The organism is Specibacter sp. AOP5-B1-6, from assembly GCF_052376555.1.
Lineage (GTDB): Bacteria > Actinomycetota > Actinomycetes > Actinomycetales > Micrococcaceae > Specibacter.
Genome location: NZ_JBQSVT010000052.1, coordinates 1 through 23,426, shown reverse-complemented (window position 1 = coordinate 23,426; position 23,426 = coordinate 1). Strand labels below are relative to the sequence as shown.

The 23,426-nt window shown below is 65.0% G+C and carries 18 protein-coding genes and 1 pseudogene; 14 read left to right on the top strand and 5 right to left on the bottom strand.

Features of this window, described 5'->3' with window-relative positions; genetic code table 11:
* Positions 1-1,264, bottom strand: a 1,264-nt coding sequence (locus ACT3TS_RS17810; RefSeq protein WP_444532865.1) for an ABC transporter ATP-binding protein, incomplete at its 3' end; no start/stop codon positions are given.
* Positions 1,261-3,213 (bottom strand): ABC transporter ATP-binding protein, encoded by a 1,953-nt coding sequence (locus tag ACT3TS_RS17805; protein WP_444532864.1) that lies wholly within the window; start codon positions 3,211-3,213, stop codon positions 1,261-1,263. The genes ACT3TS_RS17805 and ACT3TS_RS17810, both read right to left, overlap by 4 nt.
* A gap of 161 nt (positions 3,214-3,374) precedes the next feature.
* Between ACT3TS_RS17805 and ACT3TS_RS17800 the strand changes: the two genes are divergently transcribed.
* The 11 genes from ACT3TS_RS17800 (at position 3,375) to ACT3TS_RS17750 (ending at position 18,147) form a co-directional block, all read left to right on the top strand.
* Positions 3,375-3,743: a nuclear transport factor 2 family protein gene (locus ACT3TS_RS17800; RefSeq protein ID WP_444532863.1), complete on the top strand. Its 369-nt coding sequence runs from the start codon at positions 3,375-3,377 to the stop codon at positions 3,741-3,743.
* A 161-nt stretch (positions 3,744-3,904) separates the two neighbouring features.
* A complete protein-coding gene (locus ACT3TS_RS17795) occupies positions 3,905-6,706 on the top strand; it encodes an alpha-galactosidase (RefSeq protein WP_444532862.1) in 2,802 nt (933 codons plus the stop codon).
* Positions 6,707-6,725: 19 nt separating this feature from the next.
* Positions 6,726-7,937, top strand: a complete 1,212-nt coding sequence (locus tag ACT3TS_RS17790; protein WP_444532861.1) for an ROK family protein — start codon at positions 6,726-6,728, stop codon at positions 7,935-7,937.
* 686 nt (positions 7,938-8,623) lie between these two features.
* Positions 8,624-10,327 carry an ABC transporter substrate-binding protein gene (locus tag ACT3TS_RS17785; protein ID WP_444532860.1) on the top strand — a complete coding sequence of 568 codons (1,704 nt, stop codon included), beginning with the start codon at positions 8,624-8,626 and terminating at the stop codon, positions 10,325-10,327.
* Between the two features lie 44 nt (positions 10,328-10,371).
* On the top strand, positions 10,372-11,361 hold the full coding sequence (locus ACT3TS_RS17780; RefSeq protein WP_444532859.1) for an ABC transporter permease: 990 nt from the start codon (positions 10,372-10,374) through the stop codon (positions 11,359-11,361).
* Positions 11,362-11,376: 15 nt separating this feature from the next.
* Positions 11,377-12,387, top strand: coding sequence for an ABC transporter permease (locus tag ACT3TS_RS17775; RefSeq protein WP_444532858.1), 1,011 nt, complete (start codon positions 11,377-11,379; stop codon positions 12,385-12,387).
* Positions 12,374-13,255: an ABC transporter ATP-binding protein gene (locus tag ACT3TS_RS17770; RefSeq protein ID WP_444532857.1), complete on the top strand. Its 882-nt coding sequence runs from the start codon at positions 12,374-12,376 to the stop codon at positions 13,253-13,255. The genes ACT3TS_RS17775 and ACT3TS_RS17770 overlap by 14 nt, the downstream gene beginning before the upstream one ends.
* A complete protein-coding gene (locus ACT3TS_RS17765; protein ID WP_444532856.1) occupies positions 13,252-14,043 on the top strand; it encodes an ABC transporter ATP-binding protein in 792 nt (263 codons plus the stop codon). Before ACT3TS_RS17770 ends, ACT3TS_RS17765 begins: the two co-directional genes overlap by 4 nt.
* A complete protein-coding gene (locus ACT3TS_RS17760) occupies positions 14,040-16,559 on the top strand; it encodes a glycoside hydrolase family 2 protein (RefSeq protein WP_444532855.1) in 2,520 nt (839 codons plus the stop codon). Before ACT3TS_RS17765 ends, ACT3TS_RS17760 begins: the two co-directional genes overlap by 4 nt.
* A 9-nt stretch (positions 16,560-16,568) precedes the next feature.
* A complete protein-coding gene (locus ACT3TS_RS17755; protein WP_444532854.1) occupies positions 16,569-17,531 on the top strand; it encodes a LacI family DNA-binding transcriptional regulator in 963 nt (320 codons plus the stop codon).
* 7 nt (positions 17,532-17,538) lie between these two features.
* Entirely contained in the window at positions 17,539-18,147 is a 609-nt protein-coding gene (locus ACT3TS_RS17750; protein ID WP_444532853.1) for a GNAT family N-acetyltransferase, read from the top strand.
* A gap of 26 nt (positions 18,148-18,173) precedes the next feature.
* Here the strand turns inward: ACT3TS_RS17750 and ACT3TS_RS17745 are convergent, their stop codons facing one another.
* Complete coding sequence (locus ACT3TS_RS17745) at positions 18,174-18,878, bottom strand: HAD hydrolase family protein (protein WP_444532852.1); 705 nt, start codon at positions 18,876-18,878, stop codon at positions 18,174-18,176.
* A gap of 342 nt (positions 18,879-19,220) precedes the next feature.
* On the opposite strand from ACT3TS_RS17745, the gene ACT3TS_RS17740 reads away from it, so the two are divergent.
* From ACT3TS_RS17740 to ACT3TS_RS17730, 3 genes are all read left to right on the top strand, one after another.
* The gene (locus ACT3TS_RS17740) at positions 19,221-19,862 is read left to right on the top strand and encodes an ArsR/SmtB family transcription factor (RefSeq protein ID WP_444532851.1); all 642 of its coding nucleotides are present in this window, start codon (positions 19,221-19,223) and stop codon (positions 19,860-19,862) included.
* Positions 19,859-20,578 (top strand): SRPBCC family protein, encoded by a 720-nt coding sequence (locus ACT3TS_RS17735; protein ID WP_444532850.1) that lies wholly within the window; start codon positions 19,859-19,861, stop codon positions 20,576-20,578. The genes ACT3TS_RS17740 and ACT3TS_RS17735 overlap by 4 nt, the downstream gene beginning before the upstream one ends.
* A gap of 886 nt (positions 20,579-21,464) precedes the next feature.
* The gene (locus ACT3TS_RS17730; protein WP_444532849.1) at positions 21,465-22,013 is read left to right on the top strand and encodes a hypothetical protein; all 549 of its coding nucleotides are present in this window, start codon (positions 21,465-21,467) and stop codon (positions 22,011-22,013) included.
* A 278-nt stretch (positions 22,014-22,291) separates the two neighbouring features.
* Here the strand turns inward: ACT3TS_RS17730 and ACT3TS_RS17725 are convergent, their stop codons facing one another.
* On the bottom strand, positions 22,292-22,618 hold the full coding sequence (locus ACT3TS_RS17725; RefSeq protein WP_444532848.1) for a putative transposase: 327 nt from the start codon (positions 22,616-22,618) through the stop codon (positions 22,292-22,294).
* Positions 22,619-22,973: 355 nt separating this feature from the next.
* Positions 22,974-23,297: pseudogene (locus tag ACT3TS_RS17720) on the bottom strand (hypothetical protein); the annotation flags it as partial.
* Positions 23,298-23,426 lie beyond the last annotated feature (129 nt).

The window sequence follows — 23,426 nt, the reverse complement described above, 5'->3', positions numbered from 1 at the left end:
CCACCGTCTGCCCGGCCGGAATGTGCAGATCCAGATGCGGCAGGACCACCGGCCCGTTGCCGTAACGGAACTCCGCGCCGGTGAAGCGGATGTCGCCGCTGGCCGCGGACAGCGGGACCGGATGCCGCGGCGGCCGCACCGTGGGCACCTCCTCCAACAGCCCGGAGACCTTCTCCAGCGCGGCCTGGGCCGACTGGAACGAGTTGTAGAACATGGCCATCTGGCCCACCGGCTGGAAGAAGCGCTTGGTGGCCAGCAGCAGGGCCAGCAGGGCGCCGACCTCCAACGCGCCGCCAAGCACGCGGAAACCGCCGGCCAGCAACACCACTGCCACCGCCACGTTGCCGATGAGCACCAGGCCGGGCTGGAAGATGCCGTTGAGGTTGATCGAGCGGACCGTCACCCGGCGGTAGTCCTCGGCGAGCTCTTCGTACCGGGCCGCGTTCTCCTTCTCCCGGCGGAACGCCTTGACGGCACGAACGCCCGTCATGGTCTCAATAAAGTGCACAATCAGCCCGGCGGAGACCACCCGTGAGGAGCGGTATGCCGCCTGCGAACGCTTTTGGTACCAGCGCGAGAGCAGGAACATCGGCACGGCCGACGCCATCACCAGCAGGCCCGTGATCCAGTCAAGCGAGAAGATGGACACCGCCGTCAACACCATGAACACCAGCCCGGAGGCGAGCGAGGAAATGCCCGAATCCAGCAGCTCGCGCAGCGCCTCCAGGTCCGAGGTCTGCCGCGAAATGATCCGCCCCGACGTGTAGCCCTCATGGAATTCCATGCTCAGCCGCTGCGTGTGCCGAAACACCTGCAGCCGCAGGTCCAGCAGCATGGCCTGGCTCAGCCGCGCCGTCGCCGTCAGATACGCCGCCGTGAGCCACGAACCAATCACGGCGGCCAGCGCGTAGCCGCCGCCGGTGACGACCAGCGGAACGGCGGAGGCCCCGGATTGCGTTGTCAGCGCGGGCAGCGCCGAGTCGATCCCGAACGCAATGAGCAGCGGACCTGCCACCTTCGCCGCCTGCGACAGCACCACGAGCGCCACCGTGATGGCAAAACGCAGCCGCACCGGGCGCAGCAGCACGCCGAGCAGCCGGACCGACCGCTGCCGCACGGCACGGCTGGCCTCGCGGCTGAGGTCCACACGGTCCTCGTTGGCGGTGCCCTGCGGTGCCGGTATTCGGCCGGCCTTTGTCGCCGGAACGCTGTTCCCCGGAATGCTCGACGCCGGAACCTCCTTGCGCCTGTTCCTGCGGCTCATGCGCCCGCCCCTTTCTGCACAGTATTGATTGGGCCGCTGTTGAGTGGGCCGGTATTGCCCGGGCCGGTGTTCGGCGGGCGGGAGCGTGGCGCCCCGGTGTTCAACGCCCCGGTGTCCAACGGTTCGGCGCCGAGGTCGTCCGGGAGGTCGTCGTCCGCGCCCGTGTCCAGGTCGCGGGGTTCCTCGGTGAGGCTGGCCAGCACGTATCTGTAGTGGCTGTTGCCGGCGAGCAGTTCGGCATGGGTGCCGACCGCCGTGATGCGGCCTTCCTGCAGTAGCGCCACCCGATCGGCCATGGCTACGGTGGACGGCCGGTGGGCCACGATCAACGTCGTGGTCCCGGCCAGTTCTGACCGCAGCCGCCCGGTCACACGCTCCTCGGTATTGACGTCCAGGGCGGACAGCGGGTCATCTAGCACCAGCACGGCCGGGCGCGCGGCGATGGCCCGGGCCAGTGCGATGCGCTGGCGCTGGCCGCCGGACAGGCTCAAACCTTCCTCGCCGATCAGCGTGTCCACGCCGTTGGCAAGGGTGTGTGCGAATCCTGCCTGTGCCACGTCAAGTGCGCGTTCCAGGACGTCGTCGGGGGACAGCCCGGGATGGTCCGCGGCACCGAGCAGCACATTCCCGCGCACTGAATGCGAGAACAAGGTGGTGTCCTCAAACGCAACGGAGACGTGCCGGCGCAATACGGCCAAGGGCAGCTGGCGGATGTCCGTTCCGTCCAGCAGCACGGCCCCGGCGGTGACATCAAACAAGCGGGGGACCAGGTTCAGCAGCGCGCTTTTGCCGCTGCCCGTGACGCCCACCAGCGCCATGGTTTCGCCAGCCCGCAGGGAAAGGTTGATGCCGTTGAGCAGGTCCGGGGTGCCGTCCGGGGTGTCCGGGAATCGGAAGTGGACATCGCGGAATTCAAGTTCCCCGCGCACAGCCGGCAGCATGGCCGGGGTGTCCGGATCGGTGATCGTGTTCACGGCGTCCATGACCTCAAAATGCCGGTCAAGGGCGGTTTTGGCGGCGAAGGTCATGGCCAGCAGCGGGCCCATCGATTCCACCGGGCCGGCCACGACGGCAGCCGTGGCGAAGAACGCGACCAGGGCCCCGACGTCGAGCTTGCCATCGGAGACCAGCAGGATGCCGACCACCAGGCCCGCACCCAGGGCAAGTTCGGGCAGCAGGGTGACGACGAGCGAGAACACGGCGAGGGACTTGGCCTTGTGGATTTCGGTGCTCTGGAGTTCCTGCGCCTGGCTGGCGAAGGAATCCAGTGCCTCCTGGCCGCGGCCGAACGCCTTGAGCACGCGGATGCCGTGGACGGATTCCTCGACGGTGGTGGCGAGGTCGCCGGCCTGGTCCTGGCTCTTGCGGCTGACCTGCCCGTAGCTGCGCCGAAAACGGTAGCCGAAGATGACGATGGGGACGGCGGCGGCCAGGAAAATCAAGCCCAGCTCCCAGCTCATGGCGAACATCAAAGCCACGCCGATCGCCACGGTCAGCGCCGTGACCACCAGCATGATCGCGCCAAACGCCATCCAGCGGCGCATGAAGTTCAAGTCGCTCATGGCCCGGCTGAGCAGCTGTCCGGAGCCCCAGCGGTCGTGGAATTCCACGGCGAGATTTTGCAGATGGCGGTAGAACGAGGTCCGCATGCGGGTTTCCACCGTGGTGACCGGGACAATCACAAACTGCCGGCGCAGGGCGATCAGCCCGGCTTCGAGAATGCCAAGGACAAGCACGACGCCGGCCCCCACCCACAGTGCCTGCGTGCCGGTTCCCGGTTGCAGGGCAGTGTTGACGAGGGAGCGGTACACCTGCGGGACCGCAAGGGCCACGGCGCTGGCGGCCACGGCGGAGAGCAAGCCCCAGATCAGCGGCCACATGATCGGCCGAAGCTGCGGGGCCAAGCGGCCAAGTGTATGGAAAAGTGTGCTGGTGTCGTTGTTCGCCATGCGGTGTTGTGACAGCCCCCAAGCCTGGATTTCCTTCTGGATTTTCCACCCTACGCCACTCGCGGCGATGCTGACCGGCGGCCACCCCCGGCCCGGCAGCTTGCCCGGTTGTCCGGCACCTTGCCCGGCAACCAAATTGGCGGCGCTGGTAGTTTGGGCGCATGGGCGCACAAAAAATGATGGAGTCGCTGGCCGAGGTCTTGGATGGGCACCGCTGGGAGGAACTGCCGGCCCTGCTGCACCCGAACTTCTACTGCCGCTACGTGCACACGGGTGAAACCTTTGACCGCGATGCCTGGGTGCTGGTGAATGCCCAGTATCCGGGATTTCAGCACTTCGTGCTGCAGGAGTGTGTGGCCGACGGCGACCGCGCCGCCGGGCGTGCCCACGTCACCGGGATCAGCCAGGGCCGGCTGCAGCACTTCGAGGTGGCAAGCTTCATTGCGGTGCGCGACGGGCTCATCGCCGACATGACCGAGGTGTGGACGGACGTTGACGAGGTGGCTCCCGCCGGGACCCGCCCGGCCTAGTGTCCCGCGTTCGGCCTGGCGGCACGCGGCCAGCTCCGGTCGGCATTCGGCCGGTCGGCACGCAACAGACCCGGCGCGTAATAGTGCCGCGATTGCCCCCGCAGCACCCCAACATGACTTAGGTTAGTTGCTAAACAAAGTTCTAGCGTGGAGGAGTCGAAGTGGGCAAGCTGCAGGGAGCAAGCGTTCTTTTTGCCGGGGACAGTGTGACGGATTGCGGTCGCCGCGAGGATCCGCGGGGGCTTGGTGACGGCTATGTGAGCATGCTGGCCGCCGAGCTGGGCGAGCAGGGGGCCACCGTTGCCAACGTCGGCATCGGCGGTGACCGAGTGGTGGATTTGCAGCAGCGCTGGAGCGCCGATGTGGTGGGCGGCAACGCCGATGTGCTGTCGATTCTCGTGGGCATCAACGACACCTGGCGCCGCTTCGACAACGGCGACCCCACCTCCGCCGAAGCTTTTGAGGCCGGCTACCGGGATTTGCTGACCCAGGCGAAGCCGCACTTTGAACGGATCGTGCTGGTCCAGCCCTTCCTGCTGCCCGTCACGGAGGACCAGCGGGGGTGGGGCGAGGACCTGGCGGGAAAGCAGGAAGCGGTGGCCCGCCTGGCCGCAGAATTTGACGCTGTCTTGGTGCCCGCGCACGAGCAACTCAATGCCCGCGCTGCCAGCCTCGGCGGCAATGCAGCCCTGGCCGGCGACGGCGTCCACCCCACACCCCTGGGCCACGAACAATTGGCTGCGATCTGGCTGGCGGCAGTCAATGACCACCCCACCGCACCCGCAGCACCGGCGCCGGTCCAGCCCACGCACCTGCATTTGCGTGCAGCCGGGACGAGTGTTGTGCTCCGCCTGACCGAGCACGAGCTGCCCCAAATCCTGCACTGGGGCGCCGACCTCGGAGCAGTCGACGAGCACCAGCTGCAGCAGTTTGCCGCCAACGCCCAACCCGCCCTGGACAACTCGGTCGACGTGCCGGTGCGGATCAGCGTGGTGCCGGAACACTCCGCCGGGTGGATGGGCACACCCGGGTTGCGCGGCCACCGCAGCGGCAAGGCCTGGACTCCGCAGTTCAGTTCCCTGCGCCACACGGTGGAGGGGAATCACGTTGTCTCCCGCGCCGTCGACCATGAATCCCAGCTGGAACTGACCGTGGAAATGCAGCTGCTCGAATCCGGGCTCCTGCGCCTCCGGGCCACCGTGACAAACATGGGCGCCGGCGACTACAACGTGGAACAGCTGGTGGTGGCCCTCCCGGTGTCCGGCAGCGCCGTGGAAATTCTCGACAAGGCCGGGCGGTGGAGCAAGGAGCGCACACCCCAGCGGCGCGCCATCACCGTTGGCACGCACCTGCGCGAGAACCGCCGCGGACGCACGGGCGCCGACGCGGCGACGGTCCTGCTGGCCGGCGAACAAGGCTTCGGCTTTGGCGGCGGCGAGGTCTGGGGCTTGCATGTCGGCTTCAGCGGCAACCACCTCTCCTATGTGGAGCGCACCTCCGCCGGTAAGACCCTGCTGGGCGGCGGCGAGCTCCTGCTGCCCGGGGAAGTAGTGCTGGAAACGGCGGCCGGATACACCACGCCGTGGGTTTACGGCTGCCACGGAACGGGCATGGATGCGGCCGCACGGCAGTTCCACAACTACCTGCGCGCCCGGCCCCAACACCCGGCGTCGCCGCGGCCGGTCACGCTCAACACCTGGGAAGCGGTGTACTTTGACCATGATCTGACACGGCTTTTGGCGCTTGCGGACAAGGCTGCCGAGCTCGGTGTGGAACGCTTTGTGCTCGACGACGGCTGGTTCCGCGGGCGCCGCGATGATTCCGCCGGGCTGGGGGACTGGTATGTCGATGAGGGTGTCTGGCCGGCCGGGCTGCATCCGCTCACCAACCGCCTCGCCGAGCTGGGGATTGAATTCGGGCTCTGGTTTGAACCGGAGATGATCAACCCGGAATCGGATCTGGCCCGGGCCCACCCGGAATGGATGCTGGCGCCGGCCGGCCGCCTGCCGCTGCCGGCACGCCACCAGCAAGTGCTCAACCTTGCCATCCCCGAAGCCTTCGCGTTCATCAGGGACCGCATCAGCGAACTGGTGGGCCGCTACAACATCGCCTACCTGAAATGGGACCACAACCGGGACCTGCTGGAGGCCGGCTCCACCGTGACGGGAACAGCCGGCGTCCACGAACAAACGCTGGCCACCTACCGCCTGCTGGCAGCGCTGAAGGAGCTCCACCCCGGGCTCGAGATTGAGTCGTGCTCGTCCGGCGGGGCGCGCGTGGACCTGGGGATTCTGGAACACACCGACAGGATCTGGGCCAGCGACTGCATCGACCCGCTGGAGCGCCAGCAGATCCTGCGCTGGACGGCCCAGCTGCTGCCGCCGGAATTGGTGGGCAGCCACGTCGGCAGCCCGCAGTCGCACACCACCGGACGCACCCACGCCCTGTCCTTCCGGGCAGCGACGGCCCTCTTTGGCCACTACGGCATCGAATGGGACATCACCGCCCTTAGCCCGGCCGAACAACAGGAATTGGCCGGCTGGATTGCCCTCTACAAGGAGCAACGGGCGCTCATCCATCACGGGGATGTGGTGCGGGTGGACCACCCAACCCCGGAAATCAGCGCCCACGGCGTCATCGCCGCCGACCGTTCCGCCGCACTCTTCGAGCTCACCGTCCTGGCCCGGCCGGCCAGCTGGCCGCCGGTCCCGGTGCGCCTGGCGGGCCTGGACCCGGAGCGCAGCTACGCCGTCCGCCATGTGGGCCCCACGCCCCCGTTGGGCACCAACAACAACTCACCGGCCTGGATGAACGAGGGCGGGATCCACCTCACCGGGGCCATGCTCGCTGCCGCCGGACTCGCCATGCCGCCACTGCAGCCGGAACACTCGGTGGTGGTGCTGCTGGAGGCCCTCGACGGGAGCCTCGGCGGGGGCCTCGGTGGGGGCGAAGACTTGTCATGAGTCCGGCTAGGATCGAATCATGATCAAGGCCAAGGCTCCACTCCGGCAAGATTCGCGCGGCCGGGTGCTTGACATCATCCGGGCCACGGAACCCACCAGCAGGATCGAACTGGTCCGGGAAACCAGGCTGACGCCGGCCTCCATCACCCACCTGGTGCGAGACCTGCTGGCCCAGGGGCTGGTGCGGGAAGTGGGGCAGGCCGAATCAACAGGCGGCAAGCCCCGCACACTGCTGCGCCTGAACCACGACTCCATGACGGCCATCGGCGTGCAGCTCGGGGCCGCCTCCGTTGGCATCGTCGCCACCAACCTTGCTGGGGACATTGTGGGCCGGCAGATCCTGCGCGGCGCCAAGGACCTGGACCCGCAGGTGATTGTGGCATTCCTGGCCGCCGCGGTGGAAGACCTGATCGAGAACCTCGGCCTGGAGCGCGCCACGATTGCCGGCATCGGCGTGGCCATGCCCGGCCCCCTGGACAAGGCTGGCGGCTACCTGCGCAACGTGTCCTACCTGCAAAATCTGTCCGGTTTTGCCCTGGCGGATGAGCTGGAAACAGCTACCGGCCTGCCGATCATCGTCGACAACGACGCCACGGCGGCCGCGGTGGGGGAGTACTGGCTGGGCACCACCGACAAGCATTCCGCCTACGCCACCGTCTACCTGGCCACCGGGATTGGCGGCGGCCTGGTGGTCAATGGCATGCCCTATCGAGGCAGCAGCTCCAATGCCGGAGAACTGGGCCATGTCAGCATCGACTTCCGCGGCTCCGAATGCACCTGCGGCAACCGGGGCTGCCTGGAGTTATTTGCGGCACCGCCGGTCCTGGTGGACAAGGCGCGGCAGGCTCCCGCAGCTGCCGGACTGGGCGAGGTGGCCCGCGGCAACGTCGAGGACGGCATGTCCCAACTGGGCATTCTGGCTGCCCGGGGCAACGAGGCGGCCGCGGCCATCATTCGCGACGGGGCGGAATCGCTGGCCTGCGGCATTGTCACGCTCGTGAACTTGTTCGACGTCGACATGGTGGTGCTGGCCGGCCCCGGCTTCTCCTCCTGCGCCGCGTTTTATCTTGAGGCGGCGCAAAAGGCACTCGATTCACGCACCCTGGCCAGGGGCGTCCACGACGTGTCGGTGGTGATGTCGGCCAGTCCGCGCGACGCGGCAGCGCTCGGGGCAGCCACGCTGGCGCTGCAGGACAAGCTGGAACGAAAGCCGGCTGCCGCCAACAAGTAACACGCGCGGCGCCGCACTTGCACGCCGCGCTTGCAGCGAGTGTGCAGTAAACGTCGTTTGGAGTGAGGCTGAACGACGTTTACTGCGCACTCACCGCAACGAAATGCGCCTGGGCCGCGCTTTTGGGCAGCTTTCGTGCGCGTGCCACTTTGCCCACGCCTGCACACGCGCCAGCTGCTCCGCGACACCGCCATCGCGCGGGACGTCGTACGGCACATCGCGCGGAAAACTGTCGAACGGCACGCGGGGCGGGTGCGCCACAGCTTGTAGCGAGTGTGCAGTAAACGTCGTTTGGAGTGAGGCTAAACGACGTTTGCTGCACACTCGCTACAACGAAATGCGCCCGGGCCGTGCTTTTGGGCAACTGTCGCGCCCCTTGTGTCTCTTTTCTCGGGCCTGCGCGGGCGCCAGTCGCTCCGCTGCCCCGCCATCGCGCGGAGAGTCGTGGCACAGCAGCCAGCAGTCTGCACACGCAGAAGCGGGTGCAGCGGCCGGAGCACCACTCAGAACCACGTTATGGGCCACGTCACATTCTGCCTTATTTCATCCGTATGGACAGTCTTTCAAAAACATTGTTGACAGACTTAATTAAGTCAAATATAAAAGTACCTATGCGTCCCCAAGGGCGCACACAGTGCGGTGGCGCAACTTGGTCCGGGTGTGCTGTGAATCACAATGAAGGGTCAATGATGTCTCATTTCAAAAAGCGCAGGCTCGCCATGGCTGTTGTCGCTGCCGCCGCGGCAAGTATCCTGGCGTTGTCCGGTTGCAGCAGTGATGCCGGCGGTTCCAACGGGGCAAGCGGTTCGGGCCAGTCGGCCGTCACCGTCTTCAACGGCGCCACCGGTGCCATCTCCGAAAACTGGAACCCGTTCTCCCCGACCATGCTGCAGCCCACGCAGGGCGTCATTTACGAACCGCTCTACTACTACAACCTGGCCGCGGAATCGGATCCGCAGCCCCTTCTGGCCACGGACTACAGCTGGAATGCGGATGGCACCGAGCTGACCATCACCAACCGTGAAGGCGTCAAGTGGTCCGACGGCGAGCCGCTGACCGCCAAGGATGTGGCCTACACGTTCAACCTGATCCACGACAACCCGGCGCTGAACACCAGCGGCCTCAACGCCACAGCGAAGGCCACGGATGAGGTGACCACGGTGCTGACGTTCGAGGAGACCTCATTCATGCAGGAACCCCAGATCCTGGGCAACCAGGCGATCATCCCCGAGCACATTTGGTCCAAGATTGCCGATCCCACCACCACCATCAACGAAAACCCCGTGGGCACCGGCGCCTACATGGTGAAGTCATTCAACGCCCAGTCCTACGTGTTGGAAAAGAACCCCAACTACTGGGAGGCCGGCAAGCCGGAGATTGAAAGCGTCCAGTACATTTCACTGGCCACAGCCGATGCTGCCAGCGCCGCCCTGATGGCGGGAAAAGTTGACTGGATGAGTTCCTTCCTGCCCAACCTCAAGGAAATGATCGGGGACCAGAAAAACCTCAGCTACGTTAACACCCCCGTCATGACCACGTCCTTGTTCACGTGTGCCAATGCAGCCCTCGGCTGTGTGGGACCGCAGACGGACGTTGCCGTCCGCCAGGCCATTTTTCACGCCATGGACCGCACCCCGCTGAACAAGCTGGCCGGCGGCGATTTTGCCGCTCCCGCCTCCCCGACACTGCTGCTGCCGGACCGTGACAAGAAATGGATTGCCAACCCCGACGACGTCGAGGTCCCGCAAACTGCCGATGTCGCGAAGGCAGGAACCATCCTGGAAGAGGCTGGGTACGCCAAGGGGAGCGACGGCATTTACGCCAAGGACGGGAAGCGAGTCAGCCTCACCGTCCAGGTGGTGGCCGGCTGGAGCGACTACATTTCAGCCGTCCAGGTCTTGACCAGCCAGCTCAAGGAGGCCGGCATTGAGCTTAAGTCCACCCAGCTGTCCTACAACGAGTGGAGCAGCAACCAAACCAAGGGCACCTTTGAACTGACCCTGGACTCCATTGGGTTGGGCGCCTCGGACAACCCCTACTACACCTACCAGCCGCGCTTCAACAGCTCCACCAGCGCCAAGGTGGGCGAGGATGCCTCCACCGGCGGCAACTACGCCCGCTACGACAACAAGACTGTCGACGCCGAGCTGGCCAAGGCTGCCGCCACCGAAGACGAAGCCGTGCAAAAGGCCGCCTACGCGACCATTCAAAAAGAGGTCGTCCGCGACCTGCCCTACATCCCGATCTACGTGAACTCGACACTGTCCGAGTTTAACACCGACCACGCCACGGGCTGGCCCACCAATGATGACAAGTACGCGTTCCCGGCGTCCTGGAAGTCATGGGACAACGGCATGGTCCTGAAATCACTCACACCGGCCGGCAATTAACAGTGCCATCGGTGCCGAGAAGCAAAACGGAAGGTTGAGCAACCGTGCGGTTTTATCTCCAGAAGCTGGTGTTTTATGTGGTTGCCCTGTGGGCAGCCCTGACACTGAACTTTTTCCTGCCACGATGGATGCCGGGCAACCCGGTGGACATCCTGATCTCCAAACTCGCGGCCAAGGGACCTGTTTCAGCATCCACCCGGCACGCACTTGAACTGCTTCTCGGCACCAACTCGGACCAGCCGGTCCCGGTGCAGTACCTGAACTACCTTGGCAGCGTCTTCCGGGGCGACCTGGGCGTTTCGGTGACGTATTTTCCCGCCAATGTCACGGAAATCATCGGCCAGTCGCTGCCCTGGACGGTGGGACTGATTGGCATTGCCACCGTGATTTCCTTCGTCATCGGCATCCTGCTGGGCCAGCTGGCCGGCTGGAAGCGCGGTTCCTGGTTGGACAACGTCATTCCGGTGACGACCATGTTTCAGGCCGTGCCGTACTTTTGGCTGGCCCTGGTGCTGCTGTACTTCCTGGCCAGCAAGGTCCAGCTGTTCCCGCTCAGCGGCGGGTACGACGTCTACACCGTCCAGCCGGGCATGAGCTGGGCTTTCATCTCCAGCGTCATCACCCACGGGGCGCTGCCGGCACTGACCATCGTCCTGTCCTCCATTGGCGGCTGGATGATGGGCATGCGCAACATGATGGTCTCCACCCTGTCAGAGGATTACATTGTCACCGCCGAAGCCAAGGGACTGCACCCGCGGCGGATCATGACCAGCTACGCCGCCCGCAACGCCGTCCTGCCGTCACTGTCCGGATTCGCCATCTCCCTGGGCTTTGTCGTTTCCGGCTCCATCGTCACCGAGATGGTGTTTTCCTACCCGGGCATTGGCTCGGCCCTGCTGACGGCCGTGCAAAGCAACGACTACGCACTGATGCAGGGCATCTTCCTTGTCATCACCATCTCCGTCCTGGGCGCCAACCTGCTGGTGGATCTGCTCTACGCCCTGATCGATCCCCGCACACGAGTGCGCGCCTAAGCCGGAAGGAACATCATGGAAACAACTGTTGAAGTACAAGATCCAGCGCCCGCGGCCGCACCGCCACGGCCGGCGAAGCGCCGCCGTCGTCCGCGTTCTGCCAAGCTCATTGCCGGGCTGGCCATAGCAGGGGCCATCACCTTGTTTGGCATCCTCGGCCCCTTGTTCCTGGGGGACCCCAACGCCATCAGCAACGAGACCCTGGCAGCCCCGGGCAACGGCATGCTGCTGGGCAGCACCCAAACCGGCCAGGACGTGCTGGCGCAGCTCGCCCATGCCACCCGCGGTTCCCTGACCATCGGTGTGCTGGTCGGCATCATGGCCATCGTTGCCTCGGCGTTCTTTGGCATTGTTGGCGCCTACATTGGCGGGTGGACGGATGAGGCCTTCTCGCTTGTCACCAACGTCATGCTGGTCATTCCCGGGCTGCCCCTGGTCATCGTCATCTCCAGCTACGTCCCCAACAAGGGGCTGCTGCTGATCGCCGGGGTCCTGGCCCTGACCAGCTGGGCCGGGGGAGCGCGCGTGCTGCGCGCCGTGACCTTGAGCCTGCGCAGCCGCGACTATGTGGCGGCGTCCCGGGTCTCCGGGGAAAAGACGTGGCGGATCCTGCTGGTGGAAATCCTGCCCAACTTGATGCCCGTGCTCGCCTCACAGATGGTCTTTGCCGTCATCTTTGCCATCCTGGGCGAAGCCGGACTGGCGTTCATCGGCCTGGGCGCCTCAAACACCTGGACCTGGGGCTCCATGTTGTTCTACGCCCAGAACGGCCTGGCCCTGCGGCTGGGCGCCTGGTGGTGGTTCGTTCCGCCGGGCCTGCTCATCGCCGTGTTCGGTGCCGCGCTCTCGCTGATCAACTTCTCCATTGACGAGATCATCAACCCGAAACTGCGCGACCAGACACTGTCGGCCCGCAAAAGCTGGGCCAAGTCCCAGGCCAGGAAGCCGGCACAGTCCCCATCGGGTGAGCCGGCACAGGCCCCGGCAGCCAAGACCGCAGAAAGGCAGCACCGTGCAAAAAGTTGAGCCACTGAACGCAGCAGGAACGGGCCCGGTCCTTTCCATCGAAAACCTCAGCATTGACTATGCCGGTGAAGAGACCGTGCACGCCGTCAAGAACGTCACCCTGGAGCTGGGCCGCGGGGAGATCCTGGGCCTGGCCGGGGAGAGCGGCTGCGGCAAAACGACGCTGGCCTACGGGGTCAACCGGCTGCTGAAACCGCCTGCCCGGATTGTCAGCGGCCACGCGACCTTCCACGACAGGGACGGTACGGACATTGCCCTCGGCGGGCTGGAGGGTGAATCCCTGCGCGCCTTCCGCTGGAACAAGATCTCGATGGTCTTCCAGGGCGCCATGAACTCCTTGAACCCGGTGCTGAACATCCAGGCGCAGCTGGAGGACATCTTCACCACACACCGGCCGGAGATGGACAAAGCCGAACGCCGCCAGCAATGCGGGGACCTGTTGGAGCGGGTGGGCGTCAACCGCAACCGGGTCCGCTCCTTCCCGCACGAACTCTCCGGCGGCATGCGCCAGCGCGTCATGATCGCCATGGCCATGGCACTCGACCCGCAGATCATGATCATGGACGAACCCACCACCGCCCTTGACGTGGTGGTGCAACGTGAAATCCTGCGCGAGATCACCCGGCTCCGGGCCGAACTGGGCTTCGCCGTCATCTTCATCACCCACGACCTGCCGCTGCTGCTGGAAATCAGCGACCGCATCGCCGTCATGAAGGGCGGGGAAATTGTTGAACTGGGCGACGCCCGGCAGGTCTACACCAACCCATCCCACGAGTACACGCGCAAGCTGCTGAACTCGTTCCCCAGCCTGACGGGCGACCGCGGGGACTTCATCCGCCACGGCCGCACCCTGGAAGGAAGCGCATGAGCACCCTCGAATTTCACAATGTGGTCAAGGAATACCGGCTGCGCGGCGGCTGGCACGGGCGCACCCTCAAGGCCGTCAACGACGTCAGCTTCTCCGTGGAGTCGGGCAAAACGGTCGCCCTGGTGGGCCAAAGCGGCAGCGGCAAGTCCACCATCGCCAAGCTGCTCATGCAGCTGGAACGGCCCACCGCCGGGAAGATCATGCTCGACGGCGTCCCGGTCCAGCGCCGCGGTGCCGGCCTGCGCCAATACCGCCGCGACGTCCAGATGGTCTTTCAGGACCCGTTCGCCTCCCTCAACCCCTTCCACACCGTGGGCCACCACCTGGCCCGTCCGCTGAAACTGCACGGCAAGGCCACAACAGCGGAGGAGACCGAGGCGGCCGTCGCCGAACTGCTCACCCGCGTCCGGCTGGATCCGGCAGCCGCTGCCAAGCATCCGCACGAAATGTCCGGCGGCCAACGCCAGCGCGTGGCGATTGCCCGGGCGCTGGCACCGGAACCACGCATCCTGGTGGCCGACGAACCCGTCTCCATGCTCGATGTCTCCATCAGGCTCGGCGTGCTGAACCTGCTGGCCGAGCTGCAGCGCGCCGACAACCTCGGCGTCCTCTACATCACCCACGACCTGGCCACGGCCCGGCACTTCTCCGATGAAATCCTCGTCATGTACCAGGGCGAAATCGTCGAAGCCGGGCCCTCCGACGACGTCATCCTCAACCCCCAACACCCCTACACGCAGCTGCTCGCCGAGGCAGCCCCCAACCCGGAAAAGAGACTTGCCCAGTGACAGTCACGACCACCAACCTTCTGCCAGCACCCGCCGTGGCGGACCTGACCAGCGCCGGCGGCTCACGCTGGGAGCTCCGTCCCACCACCGAACTGCCGCCGGGGGTGGCGCTGGGCGCGGAGGCAGTTCCCGCCGTCGTACCCGGCGAGGTGCACACCGACCTGCTCCGGGCCGGGCTGATTCCGGACCCCTTTGACGGCAACAACGAAGCGGCGCTGGCCTGGATCGGGCTCACCGACTGGCAATACCGCACGATTTTCACGTTCCACAACGGCCAGCACGCGCGCCACGACCTGGTGGCCGACGGGCTCGACACGGCCGCCACGATCCGGCTCAACGGCAAGGTGGTGGCCAGCACGGCGAACCAGCACCGGTCCTACCGCTTCGACGTGCGCGAGTTCCTGGTGCAGGGCGAGAACGAGCTCGTCATCGATTTTCGGGCGCCCGTGACGTTTGCCCGCGAACAGGAAGAGCTCATCGGTGCCAGGCCGCAGGTGAACCACCACCCGTTCAACGCCGTGCGAAAAATGGCGTGCAACTTTGGCTGGGACTGGGGCATCGACATTGCCGGGGCAGGCATCTGGAAGGCGCTCCGGCTGGAATCGTGGTCCGGGGCGCGCATAGCCTCCGTGCGCCCGCTGGCCACGCTCGACGGCGACGGCACCGGCCGGCTGGAAACCCACGTTGAGCTTGAATGGGACGGCGGCACCTCCGCTGCGGGCACGGCCGAACTCAGCATTTCCGTGGCCGGAGTCGAAACGTCGCTCACCGTGGGATCGGCCGACGGCGGCGCCTCCGCCGTCCTGCTGGTCCCGGACGTGGCACCCTGGTGGCCGCGCGGGCACGGGGACCAGGCGCTGCATGAGGTGCGCGTGGAACTGGCCAACGCCGGCAGCGGCCGCTGGGCAGCGCAGGTGGGTTTCCGCACCATCGAGGTCCGCACGGACGCCGACAACGACGGGACGAACTTCCAATTCCGGGTCAACGGCGTTGACGTGTACATTCGCGGTGCCAACTGGATCCCCGACGACGCACTCGTCACCCGGATCACGCGCGCCAGCGTGGAGGCGTCCATCCGCGACGCCGCCGATGCCGGCATGAACCTGCTGCGGGTCTGGGGCGGGGGCATGTACGAATCCGAGGACTTCTACGACGTGTGCGACGAGCTGGGGATCCTGGTCTGGCAGGATTTCCTGTTCGCCTGCGCTGCCTACTCCGAGGAGGAACCGCTGCGCTCGGAGGTCATCGCCGAGGCCCGCGAAGCCGTCACCCGGCTGAGCACCCACGCCTCCCTGGCCCTGTGGAACGGCTGCAACGAAAACATTTGGGGCTGGGTGGAGTGGGGCTGGCAGGTGCCCCTGGCCGGCCGCACCTGGGGCGAGGGCTACTACCGCGAGATCCTGCCGGAAATCGTGGGCGAGCTCGATCCCCGAACCCGGTATTCGGCCGGCAGTCCCTTCTCTTACGGGGACCACATGCACCCCAACGATCCACGCCACGGCACCACGCACATCTGGGACGTCTGGAACGAGAAGGACTACAGCCACTACGCCAGTTACCAGCCCCGTTTCGCCTCCGAATTCGGCTTCCAGGGCCCGCCCGCCTGGTCCACGCTCACCAGCGTGGTCCACGACGAGCCGCTCGCACCCTACGGCCGGCAGATGCTGGTCCACCAAAAAGCGGACCAGGGCAACCTGAAGCTGGAGCGCGGACTCGGCGAACACCTGCCGCAGCCCGGGAGCATCGAGGACTGGCACTGGGCAACCCAGCTCAACCAGGCCCGGGCCATGGCCTTTGGCATCGAACACTTCCGCAGCTTGTTCCCGCTCAACCAGGGCGCCGTCATGTGGCAGCTCAACGATTCCTGGCCCGTGGTTTCCTGGGCAGCGGTGGACAGCCACGGCATCCGCAAGCCGCTGTGGCATGCCTTGAAGCATGCGTACGCACCGCGGTTGGCGACAGTGCAGCCGCGCGAGGGGGGACTCGCCGTCGTGCTTCACAACGATACGGACCTGCCGCTTGCCGGTGAGTTGCGGCTGCGGCGTGCGTCAACCGGCGACGGCGGGGAGGTGCTGGCGGAGGTGCTGCTGAAAGTTTCGGTGCCCGCCCGCGATGCCGCCACGTACCAGCTGCCGGTCGGCATCGCCGAGCCTGCCGATGCCACGGCGGAGTTCATCGAAGTCAGTGCCGTGGACGACGGGCTCGGCCTGGCCCCGGCCTACGGCTACTTTGTGGAGGACACGGCGCTGACGCTGGCCGATCCGGCACGGGTTTTGACGGCGTCGGCTGTGCGCACGGACGACGGCGTTGACGTCACGGTCCGTGCCACGGCGCTCGTCAAGGACATCGCGCTCTTCCCCGACCGGGTGGACCCGCGGGCGGGCGTGGACTCCGGCCTGGTCACCCTGGCCGCCGGCGCCGGGCACACGTTCCGGATCACGGGCGAAAAGCTGAACGTGGAGGCACTGCTTGCCGCCCCCGTCCTGCGTTGCGCCAATGATCTTGTGCAGGGGTAGTCTGATTGCATGATTAGCCAGGGGAGTGCCCTTTCGACGCCGTTGCGCTCCGGCCTTCCGGATGCCGCACCGGTTGGATTGGTGCTCCTGCGCTCCGCCCAGCCCGGCCAGCTCGACCCGTTCCACCAGGACTTCGTCCGGGGTGTGGAGTCGCGGCTGGCCGAGGCCGGGCGGAGCCTGCTGGTGATGCTGCAGGCAGATCCGGAAAAGGAACTTCACACGTACCGCCGGTGGGCAGCCCGGGGCCGCATCGCCGGCGTGCTGCTCATGAACCTGCGTCTGGGGGACGAGCGGGTGCCGCTGCTGCAGGAACTGGGCCTGCCGGCGGTGGTTATTGGCGACCCGAAAATCAGCCCCGCGCACCCCACGGCCTTTACCGACGACGCCTCGGCGATGGCGGACGCGATGCGGTACCTGATGGGTTTGGGCCACCGGCGCATTGCCAGGATCGCCGGTCCGGCGGAGCTGCTGCACACGGCCCAGCGCACAGAAGTGTATGCGGCAATGCTGGCCGAGGCCGGTGTTGGCGGTGTTTCAGGCCTGCAGCGCAATGGCGGGTACGGGCACGACAGCGGCAGAACCCTGACGGCCGAACTCTTCGCCGCGGATGCCGTTGCTCCCGCTGATGCCGCTGTTCCAGTGGTTCCCGCGGATGAACGTCCCACCGCGATTATTTACGACGACGCCGTCATGGCCGTGGGCGGCTTGGAAACCCTGCGGGCGCTGGGCATCGCCGTCCCCGGGCAGGTTTCGGTGTTGGCGTGGGACGACTCCCTGCAGTGTCAGCTCGCGGGCGTCTCGGCCTTGTCGCACGATGTGGCCGCCTATGGCGAGCTGGCCGCAGAACTGTTGATTGGGCATCTTGCCGGTGAGCCCGTCACGAGCCGGGCCGCCCTGGCCCCTGCCCTCGTGGTGCGGGGCTCAACCGGTCCGGTCGCGGAGCCGGTTGTGACTGACCGGCGGGAAGCTTGAAATTTTCATGAACGTCACGACCACAACGCTGCAGATGCGCCAGCCTCCCGAGGCTGCCCCGCGTGCCTTGCCTGCCGGGGCCCGGCTGGAACGTGCTGTTGGGATCACCCCCGAATACGCCCGATTTCTTTACGGGCTCGTGGGCGGGCCCTGGAACTGGACGGACCGACTCGAATGGACGCGGGACCAGTGGGCCCGGGAACTGGCTGTGCCGGGCACCGAGTTCTGGGTGCTGTACGGCGAGGGTGTGCCGTGGGGCTTCGTCCAGCTCCAACCACTCCCCGCGGCCGATGGCACCCACGTGGAGATCCGGTACTTTGGCTTGGCGGAGCAGGCGATTGGCCGCGGCCTCGGCGGACTGCTGTTGGAACACGGAGTCGAGGCGGCCTGGTCGCTGACCGCGCGCCAATCGTTGCCGCAGGGCGGGTCTTTGCCGCAGGACGGCTGGGTCCCTGAAGCGACCCGCGTGTGGGTGCACACCTGCAGCCTCGACGGCCCCGCAGCGTTGGCGAACTACCAAGCGCGCGGGTTCGTCATTTCCCTGACCGAGGACGCCGAGCAGGCCGTGCCGGAGCGGCCGCTCGGATCGTGGGCATCCACCGGCGGGCCCGTGTAGCCGGCGCCATTGCGGGCCACAAAAGTTCAGATCAGCCCAAGGTCCTCGAAAGCGGTCGCGATGCCATTGCGGCTTGGCGGTGGGGCGGTGCGGTCCGCGATGGCCAGAAGCTCCGGACTGGAGCCTTCGATGACCACGCCAAGGCCTGCGTAGGCAACCATTTCCAGGTCGTTTTGGCCATCGCCGAACGCGATGGAGTGTGCGCGGTCAATGCCGAGCCAGGCGATCGCGGCAGCAACGCCGTCGGCCTTGCTGATGCCGCGCTGGTAAAGCTCGCCGGCGTGGCTGCCCTCGTCGGCGATGGAATTGGCGACGACGGTGATCTCCGCACCAATTTTGGCCACCATCCGGTCCATGGGAATCAACGATTCAAACACCGTGACCTTGGCGAACAGCGGGGAGTCCTGCGACCACGGGAGCAGTGAGTCCAAAATGGCGGAGGACCCCTTGGGCTGGCCGGGGGCCGACTTCTGGAAGTGTCCCTCGACAATAGTGCGCAGGCGTTGCTCGGCGGCAGGGGCCACGTGGAGTGACTCCTGCGCTTCCAGAACGTAGACCGAGTCGTGGGCGTCAAGGGCGGCGACAGTCCTGGCCGCCAGCTCCGCCGGGAATCGGGTGTCAACGAGGACCTCGCCCGCCACCTCGACATAGGCGCCCGCACTCGCCACGAGGCCGTCAAAACCGGCATCGACAATGTGCTCCGGCAGCATGGACACGGGCCGCCCGTGCACAGGAGCACCTTGTGGCCCGCGGTCCGGGCCGCGCGGACGGCCCGAACATGCGCCTCGGGAACAATGCCGAAGTCTGCATAGGTGCCGTCAACATCGAGGAAAATGGCGTGGGTAATTCCGGTGGCGGTTCTTGGACTGGCTGGTGTGTTTGGCTCGGCGGTCATGATCAGGGAGTCTACCCGCGACGGGTGGTCACCCCGCGGCAGGGGTGCGGCAATCAGCCGGCGGTGTCGCGGCGCCGGACCCCCCTGCGTCGGTCCCGCGGTGCCCGCCCCGCCGTCGGACAAGGTTGCCGGGCAACCAACTCTGGACAAATTTATTTGTCGGTGGGAAGCTTGGAACATGTTGGACGTTGCAGTGATTGAGGAGGCCTCGGCGGCCGAGGCGGCGCTTGATCCCATCCGGGCCAGGCTGCTGGCGGAGCTGCGGACCCCCGCCTCGGCGGCAGGCGTGGCGGCGCGGATCGGGCTGCCACGGCAAAAAGTGAACTACCACCTGAGGACGCTGGAAAGCTTCGGACTCGTGGAACTGGTCGGGGAGCGGCGCAGGGGCAATGTCACCGAGCGGGTCCTGGGTGCCACTGCGCGGTCCTACGTCATTTCGCCGGCGGCCCTCCCCGGGGTGGCCCCCGACCCGTTCCTTGCACCGAACAGGCACTCGGCCCGCTGGATGCTGGGACTTGCAGCACGTCTGGTCAGGGACGTCGGGACGCTGATCACCGGTGCCGACCGCACCAACCAGCGGCTGGCAACCTTCGCCTTGGACGGTGAGTTGACCTTTGCCAGCGCGGCCGACCGGGCCGCATTTGTTGCCGAACTGGCGGCCAGCACGGCGAAGCTGGTGGAAAAGTACCACAGCGAAAGCGCGGCTGGCGGGCGCAGGCACCGGCTCGTCGTCGCACTTCATCCCAGCGTCAAGCCGGTCCCGGAACCACGGGAAACCATACACGGTGCCGGAATGTCCGGCCCCAGCAAGGAGCAATGATGGCCAAGGAATTCAAGATCGTGCACGAATCCGAGATCGAGGGCACGCCGGCGCAGGTGTTCGATGCGGCGACGTCGGGCACTTCGGGCTGGATGTGGCCCATGGAAATTGAGGCGAAGCTTGGCGGCGCGGGCCCGTTCGGCAGCATTGTGACCGTTTGGGAGCCGCCGCACCGCTTCTCGAACCGCATGGACGGCGAGGGCGGCTTCTTCAACCAGCTCGAGTACGACATTTCCGAGCTCCCGGACGGCAAGTCCTGGCTGCGGTATGTGCACAGCGGCGTGTTCTTCGAGGACTGGGACAACCAGTACGACGGCGCCGCCAAGCACACCGCCTTTTACCAGCACACGCTGGGCCAGTACGTGAAGTTTTTCGCCGGCCGGCAGGCAGCGTTTGCCGACGTCCAGGGGCCCGCGGCATCGTCCTCTCCCGAGGCCTTCGAAGCGGTCAAGCATGCCTTGGGGATCCACGACCCCGGCGCCGGCAGTCACGTCAGCGTCGCCATCGCGGGGCTTGGGACTGTCGACGCCGTCGTGGACCACCTGGATGAGAACTTCGTGGGGTTGCGCACCGACGACGCCATGATCCGCTTCTTCGGCCGCAACGCCTTTGGGGCCGTGGTCGGCATGACCATTCACCTGTTCGCCCCCGGAGCGGATGCAGAAGTGGCAGGGGCCGCCTGGGGTGCGTGGCTGAACGGGCTGTACTCGGCGTAGGGCTGGGGCCGGAATGTGATCCACCCCGGCGCGAGTGGACAGGAAACGTCGCTATGGCTGGCCATTGCGACGTTTCCTGCACTCTCGCGTTGTCAGCAGGAGCCGCCTCGGACCAGTTTTGACGGCCAACTGCCCGCAGCCGCCCATGCTGGCTTCAGGACCTGTCGGGATCAAACTCCGATGCGACCGATAACCAGGCCAAGCTTCACGTCGAAGGCTCCCGGAAGGCAGTGTAGCCCCCTCTCTATGAAGGCTCAAATTATTTCCTTGAAATGGCACGACGAAATATATTTTATCCCGAATTTCGCTGGATTTGCAGATATTTCCTGTACATACGACTACGAGTCGTCTAGCGTGAAAATATGATGTTGATAAGGAAGTTTGCTTTAGGGGTAATAGTCATAGCCATTGCTGGGCTCGTGTCTGGCTGCTCTAAAGAGGAAGAAAGAAATCAACCGCTTTCCCCAACTTTCATATCCCCAGGGTCCGAGCCAACTCCGACGTCAGCAGGGTCGGCGATTCTTCCCAGCGATCAGTCTATATTCACAGAACAATCGAATATATTGTCCGAAAAGAATCCGTCTGCCACTGTGGTAATGAATCGTTCTGATACAGGTAGTGGCGATCTTAAAGTCCCGGCGCTGCCAGCCGGAAAGACACGCTTAGGACTTCTAATTAATTGCTCTGGTGGCGATTGGTCGGTGGATGTTGACCAAGGTACGCCAGCTAATAGTGGAGCCCCATGTTCGTTGACTATTACACCGTCAGCCGATTTTCCACTCGATAGTCCATCGTCGGAAACCATTGTAAAATTAACGGTTCCGCACTCAACGAAGTACTGGGTCACAATCTTTTATAAATAGACATAATTTACGGAGGTATTTTTATGATGAAAATTGTTAAGTATGTTGGAATTGTCTTTGGGGCGTTGGCTCTCACTGCTACTGGCCTGTCTTCTGCCAGCGCAGCCGAACCCCCTGAATCTGAATCTGATGTTGTTTCTCCGTATGGCCTATGTAACGGTGGTGTTCCTGACCTTTCGGTGACTAACGTGAATCGAGCATATGCGCCTGGATCGTATCGATTGCCCGGCTCTCCAGGGGCAAACCTTACGATCGATGTTGGTACCTCCTCAACAGTTTCTGGTTCCATGTCCCTTTCGACCACGGTTGAGGCGGGGGCAATTTTCGCATCGGCATCGGTGACCGCCGGCATCGAGCTGAGTGCTTCGGAGACGAGTACAGCAACGTACTCCGTCAATGCAACCATCCCCGATGAGGGTGGCTATATCGAGCTTGGTTCCGAGGGGCGTTCCTTCAATTGGTCGGCGACAACTTACAACAGCAATTGTGTTGTCACCAATCAAGAGAGTGGTACAGGAACTGGAGCGACCTCAACACCTTACGGCTATCTGTCTTGGGTCGGGTTTGTCTAGAGAATTATTGTTGGACAGGCGAGGGTGCATATCTAGCCGGCTGGATACGTCCCCTCGTTTGCATGGTAATCACCACCCCATTGGCGGCCTCCAACCCGATCTACAGCTTTTCGGGACCACACACCGGGTCATGCAGTTTGATTCGGCTTGCCTGCATTAACGCGACCCCGGTGGCGTGGTCGACTTTGCGGAGTAGGTGGACTGTTGTGCCGCCGCGGACGCTTGGCGCCATGGGTGCTTTTTTCGGCGGCTATCGCCAGGGCTCCTGACATCACGATTTAATTGATAAGAGCCGGGGTCTTGGTTTTGATGGCGTATTTGAGGATGAGATTGGTGCCGGGGTAGCGGGTTTCGGTGGCGGTGAGGTGCTCGCACAGCTGAGCGGCGGCCGTTGTTTTGGCCTTGGTCGGTAGAGGGTCCAGTGTGATGGTGAGGTGGCCGGGCACTGTGGTGTCGATGTCGCCTCTCTGATGGAACATCTGGCGCATGAGGGCGTGGGCTTCTTGGTTGGCTCGTTTGTAGCCGGTGTTGGTGCGGATCTCTCTGGCGATGGTCATCGCGGTGTTGTAGGCGGCCATACGGATGCCGGTGTGGATCAGTTTCACCTCGGTATCCAGGACTTGTTGGCCGGGGGTTCAGGTCACCGAGGCGGATCTTCGCCGGAATGCCCTGATGAATCTTTTCAGCAGCAACCAAAGCACTTTCTGCTTCCCATACTGGTGCCATGACTTGGTTGTGCATGGCATTGGTGACCGTGACTTCATCGGTGCCCTCGGTCGGGGTTTTCAATGCCAGCAGGTTTAGATCGGCCACGGCTGCTGCTTCTGCGTGGTGGTTCCGGGCGGTGACAACTTTTTGGTAGGCACGGGCCTTGGCAGGTTCCGGCACCAAACGGTCCTCGTTATCATCGGTGCTGGTGTAGGAGTCGTGGGAGTCGAGGGCGAAGTGCATGCGCGCGTAGCGGAACTGGTTTTCCTGCCGCCACCGATTCCCCATTCGATACACCACCTCTCCAGCACTCATGGTCCGGTCGGTGGTGAGGATATGGATTTGCCTCGTGCCACCACCGGTGGTGCCCACGATCCGGCTGATCTGGCGGATACTGAAGACCTCCCCGGTCTTCTTGGTCGTTGCCAGGGGCAGGTCAACGACCGTGTCAGCGACCGACCAGGTCTTCTCTTCACCGTGTTCGTCGGCGTGGGACACCTCGGCGAACAACTTTTCTTCGATGTCTTTGGTGGTGCCTTTGCGCCAGGTGAGTACGTCAAAACCAGCCGTATCCATGTGTTTGAACAGGGCTGGGGACCATCCTCCGCGGTCGAAGCCGACCAGCACCCGCCGCTCGTCCCCGACCGTGGTGCGCAGTTCAGGGAGTAGGTCTCGCAGTTCCGCGGCCAGGGACGCGCCGGGTTT

Bases quoted from the DNA above. Each gene is read 5' to 3' on its own strand.
- ACT3TS_RS17805 (WP_444532864.1), bottom strand. From the start codon at position 3,213: ATGGCGAACAACGACACCAGCACACTTTTCCATACACTTGGCCGCTTG.
- ACT3TS_RS17800 (WP_444532863.1), top strand. From the start codon at position 3,375: ATGGGCGCACAAAAAATGATGGAGTCGCTGGCCGAGGTCTTGGATGGG.
- ACT3TS_RS17790 (WP_444532861.1), top strand. From the start codon at position 6,726: ATGATCAAGGCCAAGGCTCCACTCCGGCAAGATTCGCGCGGCCGGGTG.
- ACT3TS_RS17785 (WP_444532860.1), top strand. From the start codon at position 8,624: ATGATGTCTCATTTCAAAAAGCGCAGGCTCGCCATGGCTGTTGTCGCT.
- ACT3TS_RS17775 (WP_444532858.1), top strand. From the start codon at position 11,377: ATGGAAACAACTGTTGAAGTACAAGATCCAGCGCCCGCGGCCGCACCG.
- ACT3TS_RS17765 (WP_444532856.1), top strand. From the start codon at position 13,252: ATGAGCACCCTCGAATTTCACAATGTGGTCAAGGAATACCGGCTGCGC.
- ACT3TS_RS17755 (WP_444532854.1), top strand. From the start codon at position 16,569: ATGATTAGCCAGGGGAGTGCCCTTTCGACGCCGTTGCGCTCCGGCCTT.
- ACT3TS_RS17750 (WP_444532853.1), top strand. From the start codon at position 17,539: ATGAACGTCACGACCACAACGCTGCAGATGCGCCAGCCTCCCGAGGCT.
- ACT3TS_RS17740 (WP_444532851.1), top strand. From the start codon at position 19,221: ATGTTGGACGTTGCAGTGATTGAGGAGGCCTCGGCGGCCGAGGCGGCG.
- ACT3TS_RS17735 (WP_444532850.1), top strand. From the start codon at position 19,859: ATGATGGCCAAGGAATTCAAGATCGTGCACGAATCCGAGATCGAGGGC.
- ACT3TS_RS17730 (WP_444532849.1), top strand. From the start codon at position 21,465: ATGATGAAAATTGTTAAGTATGTTGGAATTGTCTTTGGGGCGTTGGCT.